Consider the following 17,238-nt stretch of genomic DNA (forward strand, 5'->3'; position numbering starts at 1 on the left):
GTCTGGAAGTGTCCGATGCTGGAAGCGTGAGAGGTGGGTTGAATCAATAAGCGCGCTACGGCGCGCTTGGCGGGGCGAGCAGGCATGGCGCCGGTTGGCATCCGCATACGCCGGCGTCGTCAGAGAGGTGGATTCTTGTGCTGTCTGGTTGCGCCACGGCAGAGGCTCCCGGTTATGCCGATTGAAGGGCTCCGGCGACAAGTTTAATCACTTCTGCGCGCTCCCGTGCCGGGGCAAACAGCGGCACACGGGGCGCGCACTGCTGCCGCAGCTGCGCCACGAAATCGGTGTCGCGGCTCGCGCGCTCCAGCATCAGCGTGAGTTGCTCGGCGTCGCCGGGAAATAGCCGTCGTAGTCGCGGCCGAGCATGCCCACGTTGCCGGGGATGGGATGCGGCTCGCCAGCCCGGGCATGCCGCTCGTGATGGTCTCGAGATGATGTTGGCCCCGCCATCCATCACGCTCGAAACGACCATCGCCTGAGCCTGTCCGATGCGCCGCCACGTGGCAGATTTTCGCGCCAGACATCGTGCGGTACGCCCGGCCACGCTTGCGCCTGCAAGGCGTGCGCCCCTGCAGATATGTGTCGTCCAGCGCGCTGCCGATGTGGGGCAGGCGCACGCGCGAAATTGCTTGCCACGTCTAACCCGGCTCCAAGGCCTCAGCGCATCCGTCGCTGGCCGGGGCTCGGCAAAGGGGGTTGGGGAACGATGGAACGACCAGTCAGGAAGTGGCTGATTTGATTGACTATTATTTAAGGGGCTGAGCGCTAAGCCTTGTCACGCCTAGAACGGTCTACCCGGGTAAATCGCAGCGAAATCAAGAAGACCCCTACTGTGCTGTGGCGGTTGCCGGGCACGGAACCGCTGGCGACCATCCGGGCTGACCAACCAGCGCGCATCCATCACCGTCCGATCGGAAGTCCGGTCGGCTCGATCCAGCCGAGCCAGTATGCGAGCAGGAGCGCCAGAAACAGCGTGATCGACAACCCGACGCGCGCCGCAAGCGACCACACCATGCGCTTGGTCGTCCCGCGGTCGCGATTCATGAAGTACAACGCGGAAATCAGACTGCCGATAATCAGAACGAATGCGACAGCAACCAATAGTGTTTTCATATTTCAGTACCCTGCGAGATCAGAATCGGCTCGAATTGCTGCGGCCAGCTTGTGTCGCTCGACTGCGACATCGCTGACGCCTGTCGTCGGCCAGTCCAATGCGACGCCGTTGGAGAGCGAATTGCGGACGAGCGTCTGATAGTCCCAATCGCGAATCTGGCCACCCTTCATCGCATTCGCGATCTCGCGTCGGAATGCGCCGGGAAAACTCGTGTACGAGTGTGACAACGCGGCATACTGCCTTGCATCGATTTCCTTTGTGGACGGCATCGCAGCCCAGATGACGACCGCCACAATGGCCGTGAACGGGATGGCGGTGTAACGGAGAATGAATTTTAACGGGGTCATGAAGCGATAATTTGCAACCTTGCGGACAATGGTTGGGTTGAGAACAGGTGCATGAGCCGAATCCCGGTCAAACGCGGCGGCGCACGTCGCGCGCACGCGTGAAAGCCGTATTTTCGCTGAAATCGACCTCCCACTCAGCGTGACCGGCACGCTGCCAGGATGCCACGCAGCAAATCGACCGGCGGCGGCGGACATCCGGGGATCATCACGTCGACCGGCAGGATCGACGACACTGGGCCGCACACGGCATAACTGTCGACGAAGATGCCGCCGGTGCACGCGCATTCGCCCGCGGCGACCACGAGTTTCGGGCTCGGTGTCGCGTCGTATGCGGCGAGCATGGCCGCGCGCATGTTCAGGGTCACGGGCCCGGTGACGAGCAGCAGGTCGGCATGCCGGGGGCTTGCAACGAACTTGATGCCGAGCCCCTCGATGTTGTAGTACGGGTTGTTCAGCGCGTGAAGCTCCAGCTCGCACCCATTGCAGGAGCCCGCGTCGATCTGCCGGATGCACAGCGCGCGCCCGAGCAGGTCGAGTATGTCCTGGCGAATCCGCCGCTCCTCGTGATGCCACGCGTCTTCTGCGATCGGCACGGGTTCGGCGGGAATATCCGTGCGCCAGAATTGTCGGATGAGTTGCCACATCAGAGATCGTGCCCCGCGTAGTTCAGGTTGAACGACTTGTTGATCAGCGGGAAATCCGCAACGATGTTGCCGATGATCGCGTGCTCGAGCGCCGGCCAGTTCTGCCACGACGGGTCGTGGCAATGGCAGCGGGCGATGACGTCGCCCGGTGCGATATCGAGCGCGACGAACACGTCGCCTCGCCAGCCCTCCACCCAGCCTACCCCTTGGGCACGCGTCGTCGCAGGCGTGAGGCCGACGGCGACGGGGCCGTCCGGAAGATCGGCCAGCAGCGCGCGGATCAGGCGCAGTGATTCATCGACTTCGGCGAAGCGCATCGCAACACGTGCGGCAACGTCGCCACGCGCGTCACTGGCCGCGTTGACCGCGATGACGTCATACGGAGCCGGCCGCAAGTTCGCGCGCACATCGAATGTCTGGCCGCTGGCGCGGGCTGCCAGCCCACGCACGCCGAAATGCTCGGCCACCGCGGCGGTCAATTGCCCCGTGCCGAGGAATCGATCCTGCAGCCCGGACTGGTCGTCGTAGATTTTCCGCATCGCGTGGACTTCGCGTTCGATGCGTTCGCATTGATCTGCCAGGACAGCCGCGTCCTCGGCGCGAACATCGACCGCCACGCCTCCCGGCACGATCCGGTCCATCAGGTATCGATGCCCGAATGTGCGGGCGTTCACGCGTATCCAGTCTTCCTTGAGTCGCGAGAACTGCGCGAGTCCGAACCCGAACCCGCCATCGTTGCCGAGCGCGCCAAGGTCGCCGAGGTGGTTCGCAATGCGCTCGCGTTCCAGCAGGATCGCGCGCAAATGGAGCGCGCGCTTCGACACTACCGCGCCACTGGCCTGCTCGAGCGCCATGCAAAAGGCCCACGAGAATGCGACGGTCGAGTCGCCCGCAATCCTCGCGGCCACCCGATGGCCGCCCGACGCCGGGGTTCGTTCGAACAGCCGTTCGACGCCGCGGTGGACGTAGCCGAATCGCTCTTCGAGGCGCAGCACCTTCTCGCCGACGACCGAGAAGCGGAAATGCCCGGGCTCGATGATGCCGGCGTGGATCGGCCCGACAGCGATCTCGTGCACGCCCTCGCCCGCGACCTGTACGAACGGGTAGTCAGCCTCGCTCGACTCGAACGATTCGACGCCCGTCGCCTGCTTTTGCAGCGGGAAATAGTCGTCGGGCCAGTTGCCATGATTGAGCCACGGCCGGGTATCCTGGGCGCCCCGCGCCCGCAAGCCGGTCAGGTCGAAGATTGCCCGCTGCATGCGGGTCGCATACGGAAAAACGGCAGAGAGATCGGGATAATCGCCACTGGCATCCTGCCCGAACCCGGTCGCGACGCGCACCCACAGCAGGCCGTCGTCGCATTCGTACGCGGCATTCACCGAAAACCGGCCTTCGACTGCTTCGCTGCCCCACATCGCCACGAGCCGGTTCCGCTCCGACCGCGCCGTGCGCGCAATCTCGAGCCACCCCGCTTCATCGGCGTCAACGACGCCCGCCGAAATCTGGCCCACCCCGCGCATCACGCGGGCGGCTGCAATTTGCATCGATTCGAGTCGCATGCGTCACCCCGCCAACATCGTCGCGGCCTGCCGATACCACATCGCCAGGTACGGCGGGACATAGAGCCCGAGCATCAGCCCCAGCCCCAGATGCACGAATACCGGCAGCAGCGCGGGGCGATGCTCGAGCGGTTTTGCTGTCGTCGTTCCACCGAACACCATGCGCTGCACGCGCGCGAAGATCGCCGCGAATGCGGCAGCGAGACCGAGCAGCAGCAATGGCGCCGTCCACGGCATCGTGTTCATCGCGGTCGTCAGGATCAGAAACTCGCTCGCAAACACACCGAACGGCGGCAGGCCGAGAATCGCGATCGTGCCGAGCATCATTCCCCAGCCGACCGTCGGGCTGACTTGCAGCAGCCCGCGAATGCCGTCGATCGCCTGCGTGCCGGCCTTCTGTGCCGCGTGGCCGACCGCGAAGAAGATCGCCGACTTGACGAGCGAGTGGACGGTCATGTGAAGCAGCCCGGCAAACGTCGCGACGGGGCCGCCAAGCCCGAAGGCGAACGTCATCAGCCCCATGTGCTCGATCGACGAATACGAGAACAGCCGCTTGACGTCCTTCTGCCGGAACAGCGAGAACGACGCAATCAACACCGACACGAGCCCGAACCCGACCAGCAACCGGCCCGGCAGGCCATTGCCGAGGGCGCCGTCGGCGAGCACCTTGCAGCGCAGCACCGCATACAGCGCGACGTTCAGCAGCAACCCGGACAGCACCGCCGAGATCGGCGTCGGGCCTTCCGCGTGCGCATCCGGCAGCCAGCTGTGCATGGGCACGAGCCCGACTTTCGTGCCGTAGCCGACGAGCAGGAACACGAACGCGATCGACATGATGGTCGGATCGAGGTGCGTCCTGACTGCGGCCAGGCTCGTCCATAGCAGCGCATCGCCGTCGGTCAGCTGGCGGCTCGCGGCGAGGTACAGCAGGATCGTGCCGAACAAGGCCTGCGCGATGCCGACACCGCACAGGATGAAGTACTTCCACGCGGCCTCGAGGCTCGCGGCTGTCCGATACACGCTGACGAGCAGCACGGTAGCGAGCGTGGCGGCCTCCATCGCGACCCACAGCACGCCGAGGTTGTTGGTCAGCAGCGCGAGGAGCATCGCGAACATGAACAGCTGGTACATGCTGTGATACAGCCGCATTCGCGCGGCAGTCATCCGGCCGCGGGCTTCCTCGACCTGCATGTACGGTTGGGAAAACAGCGACGTCGTCCAGCCGACGAACGCGGTCAGCGACACCAGATAGACGTTCAGCGGATCGACGAAAAATGCCCGTCCGAACGCGAACGACGGACCGTGTTCGACGGTGCGTGCGGCAAGCACGAGCGTCGCCGCGAACGTCACGAAGCTGAAGCCGGCATTCAGCGTGCGCGCGACATGGCTGGGCCGCACGCACGCAAGACTCGCGGCGGCCACGAGCGGAATGCCGAGCACGGCGAGCACGACGTGGGCGTCATTCATCCTTGAGTTTCTCGAGGTGATGGATGTCGAGGCTGTCGAACTGCTCGCGGATCTGGAACATGAACACGCCCAGAATCAGGATCCCCACCAGCACGTCGAGCCCGATGCCGAGCTCGACGATCATCGGCATGCCGTTGGTGGCGGCCGTTGCGGCGAAGAACAGCCCGTTCTCCATCGACAGGAAACCGATCACCTGCGGAATCGCCTTCGCGCGGGTGATCATCGCCATGAACGACAACAGCACGCACGCGAGCGCGATCCCGAGCGTGCCGCGCGCGACCGACGTCGCGAGCTGGCTGATCGGCGCCGCCACGTTGAATGCGATGATCACGAGCACGATGCCGATCAGCAGCGTCGTCGGAACGTTGATCAGCGATTCGACGTCGGCCTGGACGTCGAGCCTGCGCACGAGCCGATACAGGATCCATGGAATCAGGCCGACCTTCAGCACGAGCGTCATCGCGGCGGACACGTACAGGTGTGCATCGCCGGTTACGAAACCGAGGATCAGGTTCGCCGACACGAGCACGACGCCCTGCAGCGTATAGAGGTGGATCAGCGCCAGGATCCGGCGCTGGCTCAGCATCGCGAACGACAGCATCAGCAGCACGGCCGCGAGAAAATTGATCAGTTGGGTTGCGTAGCCGTGCATTCACGCCCCCAGCAGCAGATGGACGAGCATGCCGATCACCGCGAGCAGGAACGCGGTCGCGAGGAACTCCGGCGCGCGGAAAATCCGCATCTTCGCGTTGGCGGTCTCGACCGCGGCGAGCGCGGCGCCGCCCGCGATCAGCTTGACGAACAGCGCCGGCACCGCGAGCAGCAGCGCGAGCGGATTGCCGGCCTCGGCGATACCCCACGGCATGAAGAGTGCAAGGCCGATGCACGAGTACGCAAACAGCTTGAGGCTGGCCGCCCATTCCATCAGCGCGAGGTGCCGCCCCGAGTATTCGAGGATCAGCGCCTCGTGGATCATCGTCAGCTCGAGGTGGGTGGACGGGTTGTCGACGGGCAGCCGCCCGTTTTCGGCGAGCGATACGAGCGTGAATGCGATGCCCGCGAAAGCGAGGCTCGGATAGATCGTGAGCTCGCCGCGCCCGAGCGTCGCGACGATGCTCGTCAGCAGCGTCGACTGCGTGATCAGCGACGCCGACAGCAGCACCATCAGCAAGGCCGGCTCCGCGAGGAAGCCGATCAGCATCTCGCGGCGCGCGCCGAGCGTGCCGAACGCAGTGCCGATGTCCATCGCGGCGAGCGACAGCGCAACGCGCGCGAGCGCGAACAGGCCGACGAGCGCGATCGCGTCCGCGGCGGGCGACATCGGCAACTCGGTCGACAGCGTCGGCACGATCGCACAGGCAAGCGTCATCGCGGCCCACACGACGTAGGGCGCGCCACGGAACACCGGGCTGGCACCGTACGCGACGACCGACTCCTTGTTGAACAGCTTGTGGAGCATCCGGTACGGCTGCCAGATGCTCGGCGCGCGCCGGTTCTGCAGCCACGCGCGGCACTGGTTGACCCAGCCCGTGAGCAACGGCGCGGCGGCAAGCGCCACGACGATCTCGAGGGTCTGCGATATCACGCCGGATACGGTTACCATCGTCTCACCAGCATCAGGAGCAGGATCAGCACCGCGAAGCTGTAGGTCAGGTAAACGGCAATCTTGCCCGTCTGCAGCCGGCCCGCCCATTCCGCCAGGCGTTGCGTCAGCGCGACGACGCGGTCGTAAAGCGCGGACCATGTCCGATCGGTGACCGAGACCCTGTACACCGGCTGCGCATCGAACGGCGATGGCAATTGCCGCTCGACATGCAGCAGCGGCGCGAAAATCTCCCGGATCGGCTGCCCGAACCCCTCCGCCGTGTCCTGCATTCGCGCGGTCGTGAACGGGAATCCGCAGCTCCACGGCGCGGCCCGGCGCAAGCGGCCGTGATAGAAGCGCCGCACGAGCACCCACGCGAGTCCGCAACAGGCGACGAAAAACAGCATGAACACGGCGGGCATGTAACTCGCGCGCGCGGTCGACACGGGCACGAACAGCAGCCAGCCGTGGTTGTCCGCGCCGATGCCGGCCCCGACGAGCGCGTGCGTGACCCGATCCAGCACCTTGACGAACTGCGCGGGCATCAACCCGAGCAGCACGCATGCGGCTGCGAACCAGCAGAACGCGAGCCGTTCCCACGGATTCGCATCGCGTGCGCGTGCGAGTTTCGTTTCCCTCGGTTGCCCTAGGAACACGATGCCGAAGAACTTGACCATCGTATAGCCGGCGAGCGCGGCCGACATTGCGATCAGCGCGGCCGCGATCGGCACGGTCATCGCGAGCACCGAATTCGGCAAGCCGGGCGTGAACAGGAAGCTCTGCAGCAGAAGCCACTCTGCAACGAAACCGCTCAGCGGCGGCAAGCCCGCGCTGGCGCCGACACCGGCGAGCACGGCCCACGCGGTCCACGGCATGAAGCGGATCAGGCCGCCCAGCTTGCCAAGGTTGCGCTCCCCGGTCGCGTGCAGCACGGCGCCCGTGCCAAGGAACAGCAAACTCTTGAACGCCGCATGCGCGACGATCTGGTAGAGCATCGCGGTCAACGCAAGCGCGGACAGGCTCGTCATCCCGTACGCGCGAAACAGCACCGCGACGCCGAGCGCGACGATCATCAGGCCGACGTTGTCAATCGACGAATACGCGAGCAGGCGCTTCATGTCGACCTGGATCGTGCTGAAAACAACGCCCAGCAGCGCGGTGCCGACGCCGAGCACGAGCAGCAGCACCCCCCACCATGCGATCTGCACGTGCAGCAGGTCGAACAGCGTGCGCAGCAGGCCGTACAGGCCGACTTTCAGCACGAATCCGCTGAGCAGCGCCGAGACGGGGGACGGCGCCGCGGGATGGGCGTCCGGCAGCCACACGTGCAGCGGGAACACGCCGGCCTTGGCGCCGAATCCGACCAGCGCGAACAGGAACGCGAGCGACGCGCGGAACGCGTCGGGCGACTGCGCACGCATGTTGGCAAACGTATAGTCGCCGGTGCCCGCCTGCAGCATGCCGAAGCAGAGCAGCAGCGCAAGTGCGCCGACGTGCGAGATCAGGAAATACACATAGCCCGCGCGACGGATCTCCCCGATCCGGTGGTTGGTCATCACGAGGAATGTCGCGGACAAGGTCAGCGTTTCCCAGGCGACCATGAACACGTACGCATCGTCCGCGACGAGCACGAGCGCGATGCTCGCGATGCAAACGTGGTATTCGAAGCAGATGAGGCCGGGCGCCGCCCCCTCGCCCTTGCGGAAATAGCCGGCGGAAAACGCGCCGATCCCCGTGCTGACGACGCCGAGCACGAACAGGAAATAGCCGGAAAGCCCGTCGACGCGCAGATGGAATGGCAACCCGGGCAGCCCGATCGGCAACACCGCGGCGGATGGATCGGCGAACACGCCGGCGAGTCCCGCCGCCCCCAGCAGCAGCCCACCGAGCGCGCCGAGCGGAAACAGCCCGTGCGCAACGAAGCGCGTGCGATGCAGCACCCCGAGACCGAGCGCGCCGATCGCGAGCCACGCGGCTGCGACCAGCAGGACGAAATGGACGACCGGCACGGGTGCCATCCGGAATGTCTCCAGTACGCTCGGATTGGACGAGGAGCTCGGCCCGAGCGTGGAACCCCGGGCTCGGGCCGTCCGTATTATGACATCGAAAGGTCCATCCGGATAACAGGATATGATAATCGCGTTATCATGTAAGCCACATGTTTGACGAAACCGGGCAACCCGGCGCACTGCCCGCCCGCTTGCGCCGCCCGAACGCCTCATCCGTCATGTCGTTGCCGCTGTTCCGAGCGATTGAGTGAAGATCCTATGCCTGCGCAGTACTTTCGAAGCCTGACGGGAAAACACCGCACCGCGACCGCGAACCGTCAGCTCGGGTTTTCGCTCGCGTTCGTCGCGGGCGCAACCAATGCGGGCGGGTTCCTGGCGGTCAGGCAATACACGTCGCACATGAGCGGCATCATGTCGGCGATCGCCGATCAGGCGGCGCTCGGGGACATCCGGCTCGCGCTCGCGGGCATCGGTTCGCTGGTGTCGTTTCTGGTCGGAGCGGCGTGCTCGGCGGTGCTCGTCAACTGGGGGCGGCGGCGCAGCCTGCAAAGCCAGTATGTGCTGCCGTTGCTGGTCGAAGCGGCGCTGCTCCTGCTGTTCGGCCTGCTCGGCAGCCACCTCGCGCTATGGGAGGCGTTTTTCGTCCCGGTGACCGTCATCCTGCTGTGCTTCATCATGGGGCTGCAGAATGCGATGATCACGAAGCTGTCGGGTGCGGAGATCCGCACGACGCACATGACCGGCATCGTGACCGACTTCGGGATCGAACTGGGCAAGCTCTTTTACTGGAACAGGGCGCCCGTCGTCGCGGATGCGCATGCAGTCATCGCGAACCGCGCGAAGCTGAGGATCCATGGCACGATGCTCGCGTCGTTCTTCGTCGGCGGCCTGACCGGCGCGATCGGCTTCAAGCACGTCGGCTACGTATCGACCGTGCCGCTCGCCGGCGTACTCGTCACGCTCGCGATCGTGCCCGTGGTCGATGATGTGCTGGCCTATTTCTTTCGGCCCGACCGCGGGCGTCGAGCTGGCGCAAGGCAGGACGATTTCTGACCCGAAAAACCGGTGAATGCTCATCGCTCGGGCATTGGCGGGCGCGCTGATGGCCGCCGACCCCGCTCGGGCCGCCGCCGCGGGTTGCAGCCACCGGTTGCAGCCGGGCGGCACACGGCAATTGAATTGGCCAGGCGACATCTTCCTGCCGCGCCGTTGAAGGCAAATGCATTATAATTCGATTAGCATATTTGCCGACCCGCCCATCGCAATGGAAATGGAAACGAAAACCGCACGCCTGACCGTCCTGATCGACCCCGCCAAGAAAGAAGCATTTGAAATGCTTTGCTCTGCGCAAGATCTGACGCCGTCACAAGTCGTACGGCAACTGATCCGCGAGTATCTCGAGCATCACGGCGTAACTTACAAGACCAAGAGCCCGCTCGGCAAGCGGGTAAAGTAAAGCGCAGGCCGAGCCCGGGCGCCGCTCAAGCACCAATCAAGCGCCGATTTTCCAGTGCGCGTGCCCTTGCGCGTGCCACTTCAGCCGCTTCGGATCGAAGCAATCCCCTTCTGTCAGGTACCGAGCGGTGTCGGACAGCTTGAGCTCGCCGGCAAAGGAAAATGACTGCGCGCGCTCGAGCAGGGTTTGCGTGGATGGCAAGCGGCCGCCACTCTTCCATGCGAACGCGACATAGTTGCTGTCGTCGCCACACCGAACGATCGCACACGACGAGCCGAACACCGATTGCAATCGCTCGACGTGCATCGGCAGCGCCGGATCGTCGTCGGTAAAGTTGATCACCAGGACACCCGCGCCGGACAAGCGCTCGCGACATGCGGCGAAGAATGCGACGTCCGCGCACCGGTCCGGCATTCCATCCGCGACAAACGCGTCAAGCAGGATCACATCCGTGCTGACGCCCTCGTTCGTCACGTAGTCCGCGCCATCGGCGCAGATCACGTTGAACCGCGCGTCGTCCGCCGGAATCCTGAACACGTCACGCAGCGCGATCACCTCGGGGCTGATCTCGACCGCGTCGATCGCGACCTCGGGAAGATGCCGATAGCAGTACTTCGCCAGCGATCCCCCGCCGAGCCCGATCATGCAGATGTGCGCGGGAGCGGGCTGCAGCAGCAGAAATCCCATCATCACGCGCGTATAGCCGAGCGCGAGCCTTTCTGGATTCCTGATGGACATGAAGCTCTGGGTGGCGAGGTGATCGAAGTGCAGCGACACGGCGTGCTGCGTCTCCAGCACGACGGGCTGCCCATCACGTATCGGCGTCGCCAGGAACTTGACGAACGCGTCATAGGAGGTTCGATCCTCATCCATTCTCGGTATGCCCGGGCAATCAAACAGTCGATTGAATCATCCGCGACGCACCGCGCGGGGAAGTCGTGCCGCCAACCGCGAGCGGCCGGTCAGACCTTCTTCAGAAAGCAGGCCTTGAGCATGAAGCTGCCGGCGTCCGTCTTGCAATCGATCTCGTGATCGCCGCCGACGATCCGGATGCTCTTCACCTTGGTGCCCATCTTCAACGTGATCGACGAGCCCTTCACGCGCAGGTCCTTGATCAGCACGACCGAATCCCCATCCGACAGCACGTTGCCGTTCGCGTCCTTGACGACGTTGCCTGCAGCGTCGTCGCCCGCATCGGCGCTTGCGCTCGCGGACCATTCGTGACCGCAGTCCGGGCACACGTACAGCGTGCCGTCCGGGTACGTATTTTCCATCCCGCATTGCGGGCATGAGGGGACGGCGTTCATTGCGGTTTCCATCAGGGCGGTTTCGATCAGTCAGTAAAAAAAACAGGCGAGCAAGCCGCGTCGCCAGAGTCGGCGCGCCGTGTCGGCCTGCGCCGACTGGTCGGCGGGCACGTGACAGCGCACACGGCATTATAATGCAATTCACATAACCTTACTGGTCGATTATAATCTCGCCTTGGCCGCCTTTCAGCGGACTTGCAGGCGGTTTCGCTGAGGATGTCGACATGTTCGAGATGGATGATGTGCTGCTGTTGCCCGATCGGCGTGCGGTGACGTTGCGGGATACCGCGGGAAGCCGAGGGCTCGTCGTCGTGGGCGTCGGGCGTGGCGGCGAACGCGGCTTCCAGCTGGTGCACCGCTTCCATGACGCGGGAGAACAGCTCGCGGCGGCCGGGATCCATCTGGCCTTCGTCTATCCGAGGGAGTCGGCCCGGCACGTGATGGATCCGATCTCGGTCGCCAGCGCGCGGTTCAGGCGCCATCCGTGCCTGCTGCTCGACGTCGACGACCGTTGTTTCAAGCAGCGCGTGCCGCCTCGATCGCTGCACGCAGTGTTCCTGAGCGGCGAAATGAAGCCACTCGCCGACATCGACGTCGATTTGCAGTACGCCACGTGGGAGACCGAGTTTCGGGCGTTTCTGACAAGCTGCCTGACCGACGCTGCGCACAGCGCCCAATGACCTATCTAAAGGCTTTCGCAAAAACGTGGCAACCGTTGTGTACCTTCAAATCGGTTCCGGCTGGAACCGGAATCGCGCGTGCGCTGCCCAGGATGCGCTCGTCGACATGGCACGCCGCTTCGAAAGCGACATCCTGCTGATCGCAAACGGGCGCCGCGGCAGTGCGAAGGACGGGATGGCCGTCGCGTCGTTGCAGGTGCGTGGCGGCACGTCGGCTCAAGTGCTGGCCGCCGGCCCCGATGAAGAGGCAGCGCTTCGGGCGCTGTTGCCGTTGCTGCAGGAAGGCTGACCCGCATGGCGCCCGACGACCTGCCCTTCCTGAGTACGCGCGCGTTTCCGTCAAACGCTGCCGCGGACGTCCCGGTTATCGTGGAATCCGAGCACCTCGTCACGCTGTGCTTTGACGGCCGCGGCATGCAAAGCACGATGCTGCGCGCAGCCCCCGATGCGCTTGCGCTGGGGTACACGCGCACGATGATGGGATTCCTGCTGCTGCAGCCCGCTCCCACGCGCATCGCGATGATCGGGCTCGGCGGCGGCTCGCTGACGAAGTATTGCCATCGGCACCTGCCGGACGCACGCATCACTGCAATCGAGATCAGTCCGGACGTGATCGCGCTGCGTGACCGCTTCTGCATTCCGCCCGACGACGAGCGTCTGGCGGTCGTCTGCGCGGACGCGGCGCACTACATGTCGACGACCTCGGAAACCTTCGACGCGCTGCTGCTGGACGGCTTCAATGCGGGCGGCGTTCCCGCCGAACTCGTCAGCGAGGCGTTCTATGAAGCCTGCCACGCGCGGTTGAATGACGATGGCGTGCTGGTTGCCAACCTGTTGAGAGACGACCCGCGTCTTGGCGACTGTCTCACCCGGCTTCACGATGCGTTCGGCCCGTCGGTCGCACTTGCCCCGGCCGAGAACAGTGCGGCAAATATCATTGCGTTCGCTTGGAAGAGTGATGCCCCGCTACCGTCGCTCGAGGCATTGATGGCGCGCGCCGAGCAACACGCCGGCCCGCACCGCGCCGATCTCGTCGAAGCCGCCGTACGCATCGAGGTCGGCGCCAGCTACGACTGGACGCACCTGGGCGCGTGCGTTGCGCCTTGATCGCGCAACACCTTGTGCCCACCGGTCACGATCAATTTTTGGAGAAGCGATGAGCGACAACGATACGTCAGACGCCCGAACCATTTCGGCATCCGCAATCTGGGCACTGGAACGCCTTGCCGAGATCCGCTATGGGCGAGAGACGCCCGCGCTGGGTTGGTCGGTCACGCGGGAGCTCATCAGCGCGGGATTCATCGACTATCCGATGACCCGCCGCCCAGGTATTTCAATTACAACGGCAGGCCGGGCATTCCTGAAGAACCGGAAATAAAGCCTGCCAATCGCGTCGGGGCCGCCTGATCGGGCGCAGTCAGGCCAGCACGCCGGACTGGTGCGCGACGAGTCGCGCATACGCGCCCTGCCGCGCGAGCAGCTCGGCATGCGTGCCGGCCTCGATCACCCGGCCGTGCTCGAACACGAGGATCGCATCCGCGTTCCGGATCGTCGACAGCCGGTGTGCAATGACGATCGACGTGCGCCGGACCATCAGATCGTCCAGCGCATCGCGGATCTGCTGCTCGCTGATCGTGTCGAGATGGGACGTCGCCTCGTCGAGAATCAGGATCGGTGCGTCCTTCAGGAACGCGCGCGCGATCGCGATCCGCTGGCGCTGCCCGCCCGACAACTGCACGCCGCGCTCGCCGACGCGTGTCGCGAGCCCGTCCGGCAGCCGCGCGACGAATTCGGCGAGCGCCGCCCGTTCGATCGCACGCTGGACGTCCGCGTCGGACGCATCGCCGGCAGCAAGACGGATGTTCGCTTCCAGCGTGTCGTTGAACAGGTAGGTATCCTGCGCAACCAGCGCGATGTGCTGCCGCAGATCGTCGAGCCGCAGGCTCCGCAGGTCGACGCCGCCCAGCGTGATGCGTCCGTGCTGCGGATCCCAAAAGCGCAGCAGCAGGCTCGCGACGGTCGACTTGCCGGCCCCCGACGCGCCCACCAGCGCGATCGTGCTGCCGGGCCGGACGTCGAAACTCACGCGGTCGATCGCGGGCGCGCCACGGCCCGGATAGGTGAAGCTTGCCTGCTCGAAGCGCACCGCGGAATTCGCGGGCACCGCGCACGCGCCGTCCTCGACCGGCCCCGGTTCCTTTTCCACCGCGCGCAGCCGCCGCGTCGAGCCGATCGTGTCGGCGAGTTCGCGCGCGACCTGGCCGATCTCCGCGACCGGCATGAACGCCGCCACCGCGACGAGCACCAGCAGCGGCAGCGATTCATGCGCGAACCAGCCCCGCGCGCACAGCAGCGCACCGAGCGCGGCGACTGCGAGACCGCCCAGCCCGCTCGCGATCTCGAGCGCGGCGCCCTGCCTCGACAGGTCGCCGAGCAGTTGCGCGCGCTGCTGCCGGCACGCTTCGACGTCTTCAAGAAACGCGGCGCGCCGGCGCGTGAGCGCCTGCAGCGCGGTCAGCTCCGCGAGCCCCTGGATGGTTTCGGTCAGATGCGCGCCGAGCCGGCCGAGCGCGTCGCGCGCATCGATGCCGAGCTGGTCGATCCCGCGTCGCGCGACGACGGGCGCGAGCCCCGCCCACATCAGGAACGGCAGCAGCACAAGCGCAAGCGGCCACGCCACCCATCCGAGCAACGCGAGCACGCCGGCCGGCACGAGCAGCGCGACGAACGCGGGCGCGAGCGTATGCGCGTAGAAGTACTCGACGGTTTCCACGTCCTGCGTCGCGAGCGCGACCAGATCGCCGGAGCGCCTGCGCTGCAGGCCCGCCGGCGCGAGGCGTTCGAGCGTGTCGAACAGCGCGATCCGCATCTCCGCTAGCAGCCGGTACGCGACATCGTGCGCGAGCCACGATTCGAGCCAGTGCAGCACCGCGGCGAGCGGCGCCGCGCACAGCAGCGCCACCAGCCATCCGCCGAACGGGCGACCGGCCGTCACCGCGCCGACCAAGAGCGCGCTGAGCACGCCGACGCCGATGAAGCCGAGCACCCTGCCGATCCCGAACAGCACGGTCAGCGTGATCTTGCCCTTCCACGGACGCACGAAGCGCAGCAGCGTCTGCAGCGTTTCCGCCCAGCCAATCGCGGCGGCATCGTCGCTCAACGGCCGGACTTGCGGACCGGACGGCGCCCGCATCGCCGTGCCGGCGGCCGGCGCGACGGCCGCGGACTCGGCGGCCGCGTCGAGCTGCGGCCCCATCAGGCGGCGATACGGCCCGTCGCGCGCAATCAGCTCGACGTGCGTTCCGTCGTCGACCACGCGCCCCTGGTCGAGCACGAGGATGCGATCCGCGCCGATCACGCTCGACAGCCGGTGCGCGAGGATCATCGTCGTACGGCCGCGCGTCAGCCGGTCGAGCGCCTGCTGGATCAGCGCCTCGTTTTCCGCGTCGACCGACGACAGCGCCTCGTCGAGCACGAGAATCGGCGCGTTGCGCAGCAGCGCGCGGGCGATCGCGATGCGCTGGCGCTGGCCGCCCGACAACATCAGCCCGCGCTCGCCGATGTGCGTCGCATAGCCGTCGGGCAACGCGACGATGAAATCGTGCGCGTTAGCCGCACGCGCGGCGGCGATCATGTCCTCGTCGCTCGCGCCGGGGCGGCCGAGCCGCAGGTTGTCGGCGATGCTGCCGTCGAACAGCGTCGCATCCTGCGCGACGACCGCGATCATCCCGCGCACCTGGTCGGGATCCAGCGTGCGGACGTCGTGCCCGCCGATGCGGATCGTGCCGGCCTGCACGTCGTGCTGCCGCAGCAGCAGGCGGACGATCGTCGACTTGCCGGCGCCGCTCGGCCCGACCACCGCGACCGTCTCACCGTCGCGAATCGTGAAACCCAACGCCGCGTGGGCGTCCGCGCCTCGTCCGGGATACGCGAAGCGCACGCCTTCGAATGCGATGTCCGGACGCAGCCCGCTCACGCGCGGTGCGCCGCCGGCCGGCGCGTCGCTGTGCGCATCGAGCAGCGCATGGATCGCACTCGCCGCGGACTGGCCCATCATCCCCTGGTGCAGCACCGCGCGCAGGTCGCGCAGCGGCCGGAAGATCTCGGTACCCGCCATCAGGATGATCAGCAGCGCCTCGAGGCTCATGTCACCATGACGCACCCGCCACGCGCCGACCGCGATCGCGGCGGCCGCGCCGAGCCCCGTGCCGAGGTCCGTGAAGAGCCGTGTCAACAGCCCGAGCGCGAGCACCCAGAACGTGCTGTCGGACAGCGCGCGGGCCCGGTGCGCGAGCTTCTCGCCGAAGGCCGCGCTCTGCCCGAACGCCTTCAGCGTCGGCAGCCCCTGCACCGCATCGAGGAACTCTTCGCCGAACGCCTTGAACGCGGCCGAACGCGCGAGCGCCGCGCGCCGATCGGACCGGTGAATCAGCTGCGGCAGCGCGAGCGTCACGAGCGCCGCGCCGAGCAGCACGGCGGCGGTCGGCACGTCCCACCACGCGAGCACCGCGAAGATCATCACCGGAGCACAGGCGGCGATCACGAGCTGCGGCAGGTAGACGCCGAAGAAGGTTTGCAGTTGCTCGACGCCGTCGACGACGGCGAGCATCACGCCGCCCGTGCGCTCGCCGCTGAACCACGCGGGGCCGAGCGCCGCGATCCGGTCGAACAGCCGGGCGCGCAGTGCGGCCTGCACGCGTCCCGCCGTGCGCTGTGCCAGCACGGTGCGGCAGTGATCGAGCCATGCGCGCAGCACCACGCACACGGCGGTCGCCGCGGCTGCCGCCGCGATCTGTCGCGCCGGCGCGCCGTCGAATACGAGCACCAGCACCCGGCCGAGGAACACGAAACGCAGGATGCCGACGCCCATCGCGAGCAACCCGAGCGCGACCGCGCCGCAAAGCCGCCCGCGCTGGCCCGTCATCATCGCCCATAGCCGCCTGTCGAAATACATGAATGCCCTCCGATTCGCTTGTTCTAAATAGTGTCGATAGCGGATCAGAGGCTACGCGCGCCGTTGTCGTGCGGCAAAAGATGATTTTTCAACGGGTGTTGAGTCTCCTACAA

At 66.1% G+C, this 17,238-nt stretch carries 17 protein-coding genes; 6 read left to right on the top strand and 11 right to left on the bottom strand.

Annotated features, from left to right (window positions below):
* Positions 1-903: 903 nt before the first annotated feature.
* The 8 genes from G3N94_RS08350 to hyfB form a co-directional block, all read right to left on the bottom strand.
* Entirely contained in the window at positions 904-1,116 is a 213-nt protein-coding gene (locus G3N94_RS08350; RefSeq protein WP_205791852.1) for a twin transmembrane helix small protein, read from the bottom strand.
* 3 nt (positions 1,117-1,119) lie between these two features.
* Positions 1,120-1,464, bottom strand: coding sequence for a hypothetical protein (locus G3N94_RS08355; protein ID WP_205791899.1), 345 nt, complete (start codon positions 1,462-1,464; stop codon positions 1,120-1,122).
* A gap of 134 nt (positions 1,465-1,598) precedes the next feature.
* Positions 1,599-2,108 (bottom strand): formate hydrogenlyase, encoded by a 510-nt coding sequence (locus G3N94_RS08360; RefSeq protein ID WP_205791854.1) that lies wholly within the window; start codon positions 2,106-2,108, stop codon positions 1,599-1,601.
* Complete coding sequence (locus tag G3N94_RS08365; RefSeq protein ID WP_205791856.1) at positions 2,108-3,667, bottom strand: NADH-quinone oxidoreductase subunit C; 1,560 nt, start codon at positions 3,665-3,667, stop codon at positions 2,108-2,110. The genes G3N94_RS08360 and G3N94_RS08365 overlap by 1 nt, the downstream gene beginning before the upstream one ends.
* Before the next feature lie 3 nt (positions 3,668-3,670).
* Positions 3,671-5,134, bottom strand: a complete 1,464-nt coding sequence (locus tag G3N94_RS08370) for a hydrogenase 4 subunit F (RefSeq protein WP_205791858.1) — start codon at positions 5,132-5,134, stop codon at positions 3,671-3,673.
* Complete coding sequence (locus tag G3N94_RS08375; RefSeq protein WP_124599528.1) at positions 5,127-5,786, bottom strand: formate hydrogenlyase; 660 nt, start codon at positions 5,784-5,786, stop codon at positions 5,127-5,129. Before G3N94_RS08375 ends, G3N94_RS08370 begins: the two co-directional genes overlap by 8 nt.
* On the bottom strand, positions 5,787-6,737 hold the full coding sequence (locus tag G3N94_RS08380) for an NADH-quinone oxidoreductase subunit H (RefSeq protein WP_205791861.1): 951 nt from the start codon (positions 6,735-6,737) through the stop codon (positions 5,787-5,789).
* Positions 6,731-8,737 (bottom strand): hydrogenase 4 subunit B, encoded by a 2,007-nt coding sequence (hyfB, locus tag G3N94_RS08385; protein ID WP_205791863.1) that lies wholly within the window; start codon positions 8,735-8,737, stop codon positions 6,731-6,733. Before hyfB ends, G3N94_RS08380 begins: the two co-directional genes overlap by 7 nt.
* A gap of 249 nt (positions 8,738-8,986) precedes the next feature.
* Between hyfB and G3N94_RS08390 the strand changes: the two genes are divergently transcribed.
* Both G3N94_RS08390 and G3N94_RS08395 read left to right on the top strand, forming a co-directional pair.
* A complete protein-coding gene (locus G3N94_RS08390; RefSeq protein ID WP_205791864.1) occupies positions 8,987-9,781 on the top strand; it encodes a YoaK family protein in 795 nt (264 codons plus the stop codon).
* Positions 9,782-9,998: 217 nt separating this feature from the next.
* Positions 9,999-10,184: a CopG family transcriptional regulator gene (locus G3N94_RS08395; RefSeq protein ID WP_010097212.1), complete on the top strand. Its 186-nt coding sequence runs from the start codon at positions 9,999-10,001 to the stop codon at positions 10,182-10,184.
* 36 nt (positions 10,185-10,220) lie between these two features.
* On the opposite strand, the gene G3N94_RS08400 is transcribed toward G3N94_RS08395, so the two are convergent.
* Positions 10,221-11,057: a spermidine synthase gene (locus tag G3N94_RS08400; protein ID WP_205791865.1), complete on the bottom strand. Its 837-nt coding sequence runs from the start codon at positions 11,055-11,057 to the stop codon at positions 10,221-10,223.
* An 89-nt stretch (positions 11,058-11,146) separates the two neighbouring features.
* Positions 11,147-11,491 (bottom strand): zinc ribbon domain-containing protein YjdM, encoded by a 345-nt coding sequence (locus G3N94_RS08405; RefSeq protein ID WP_205791866.1) that lies wholly within the window; start codon positions 11,489-11,491, stop codon positions 11,147-11,149.
* Positions 11,492-11,724: 233 nt separating this feature from the next.
* Here G3N94_RS08405 and G3N94_RS08410 point away from each other — a divergent pair, with 233 nt between their 5' ends.
* From G3N94_RS08410 to G3N94_RS08425, 4 genes are read left to right on the top strand one after another with little or no spacing between them, the layout of a single operon-like run.
* Positions 11,725-12,171: a hypothetical protein gene (locus G3N94_RS08410; protein ID WP_241021701.1), complete on the top strand. Its 447-nt coding sequence runs from the start codon at positions 11,725-11,727 to the stop codon at positions 12,169-12,171.
* Positions 12,172-12,208: 37 nt separating this feature from the next.
* Complete coding sequence (locus tag G3N94_RS08415; RefSeq protein WP_346778668.1) at positions 12,209-12,460, top strand: HPr family phosphocarrier protein; 252 nt, start codon at positions 12,209-12,211, stop codon at positions 12,458-12,460.
* Between the two features lie 5 nt (positions 12,461-12,465).
* A complete protein-coding gene (locus tag G3N94_RS08420) occupies positions 12,466-13,278 on the top strand; it encodes a fused MFS/spermidine synthase (RefSeq protein WP_205791869.1) in 813 nt (270 codons plus the stop codon).
* A 49-nt stretch (positions 13,279-13,327) separates the two neighbouring features.
* Positions 13,328-13,549 (top strand): hypothetical protein, encoded by a 222-nt coding sequence (locus G3N94_RS08425; RefSeq protein WP_205791871.1) that lies wholly within the window; start codon positions 13,328-13,330, stop codon positions 13,547-13,549.
* 39 nt (positions 13,550-13,588) lie between these two features.
* Here G3N94_RS08425 and cydC read toward each other — a convergent pair whose 3' ends face one another.
* Positions 13,589-17,125 carry a thiol reductant ABC exporter subunit CydC gene (gene cydC, locus G3N94_RS08430; protein WP_205791873.1) on the bottom strand — a complete coding sequence of 1,179 codons (3,537 nt, stop codon included), beginning with the start codon at positions 17,123-17,125 and terminating at the stop codon, positions 13,589-13,591.
* Positions 17,126-17,238 lie beyond the last annotated feature (113 nt).

Origin of the sequence: Burkholderia sp. Ac-20353 (assembly GCF_017104785.1) — a bacterium.
Taxonomy (GTDB): Bacteria; Pseudomonadota; Gammaproteobacteria; order Burkholderiales; family Burkholderiaceae; genus Burkholderia.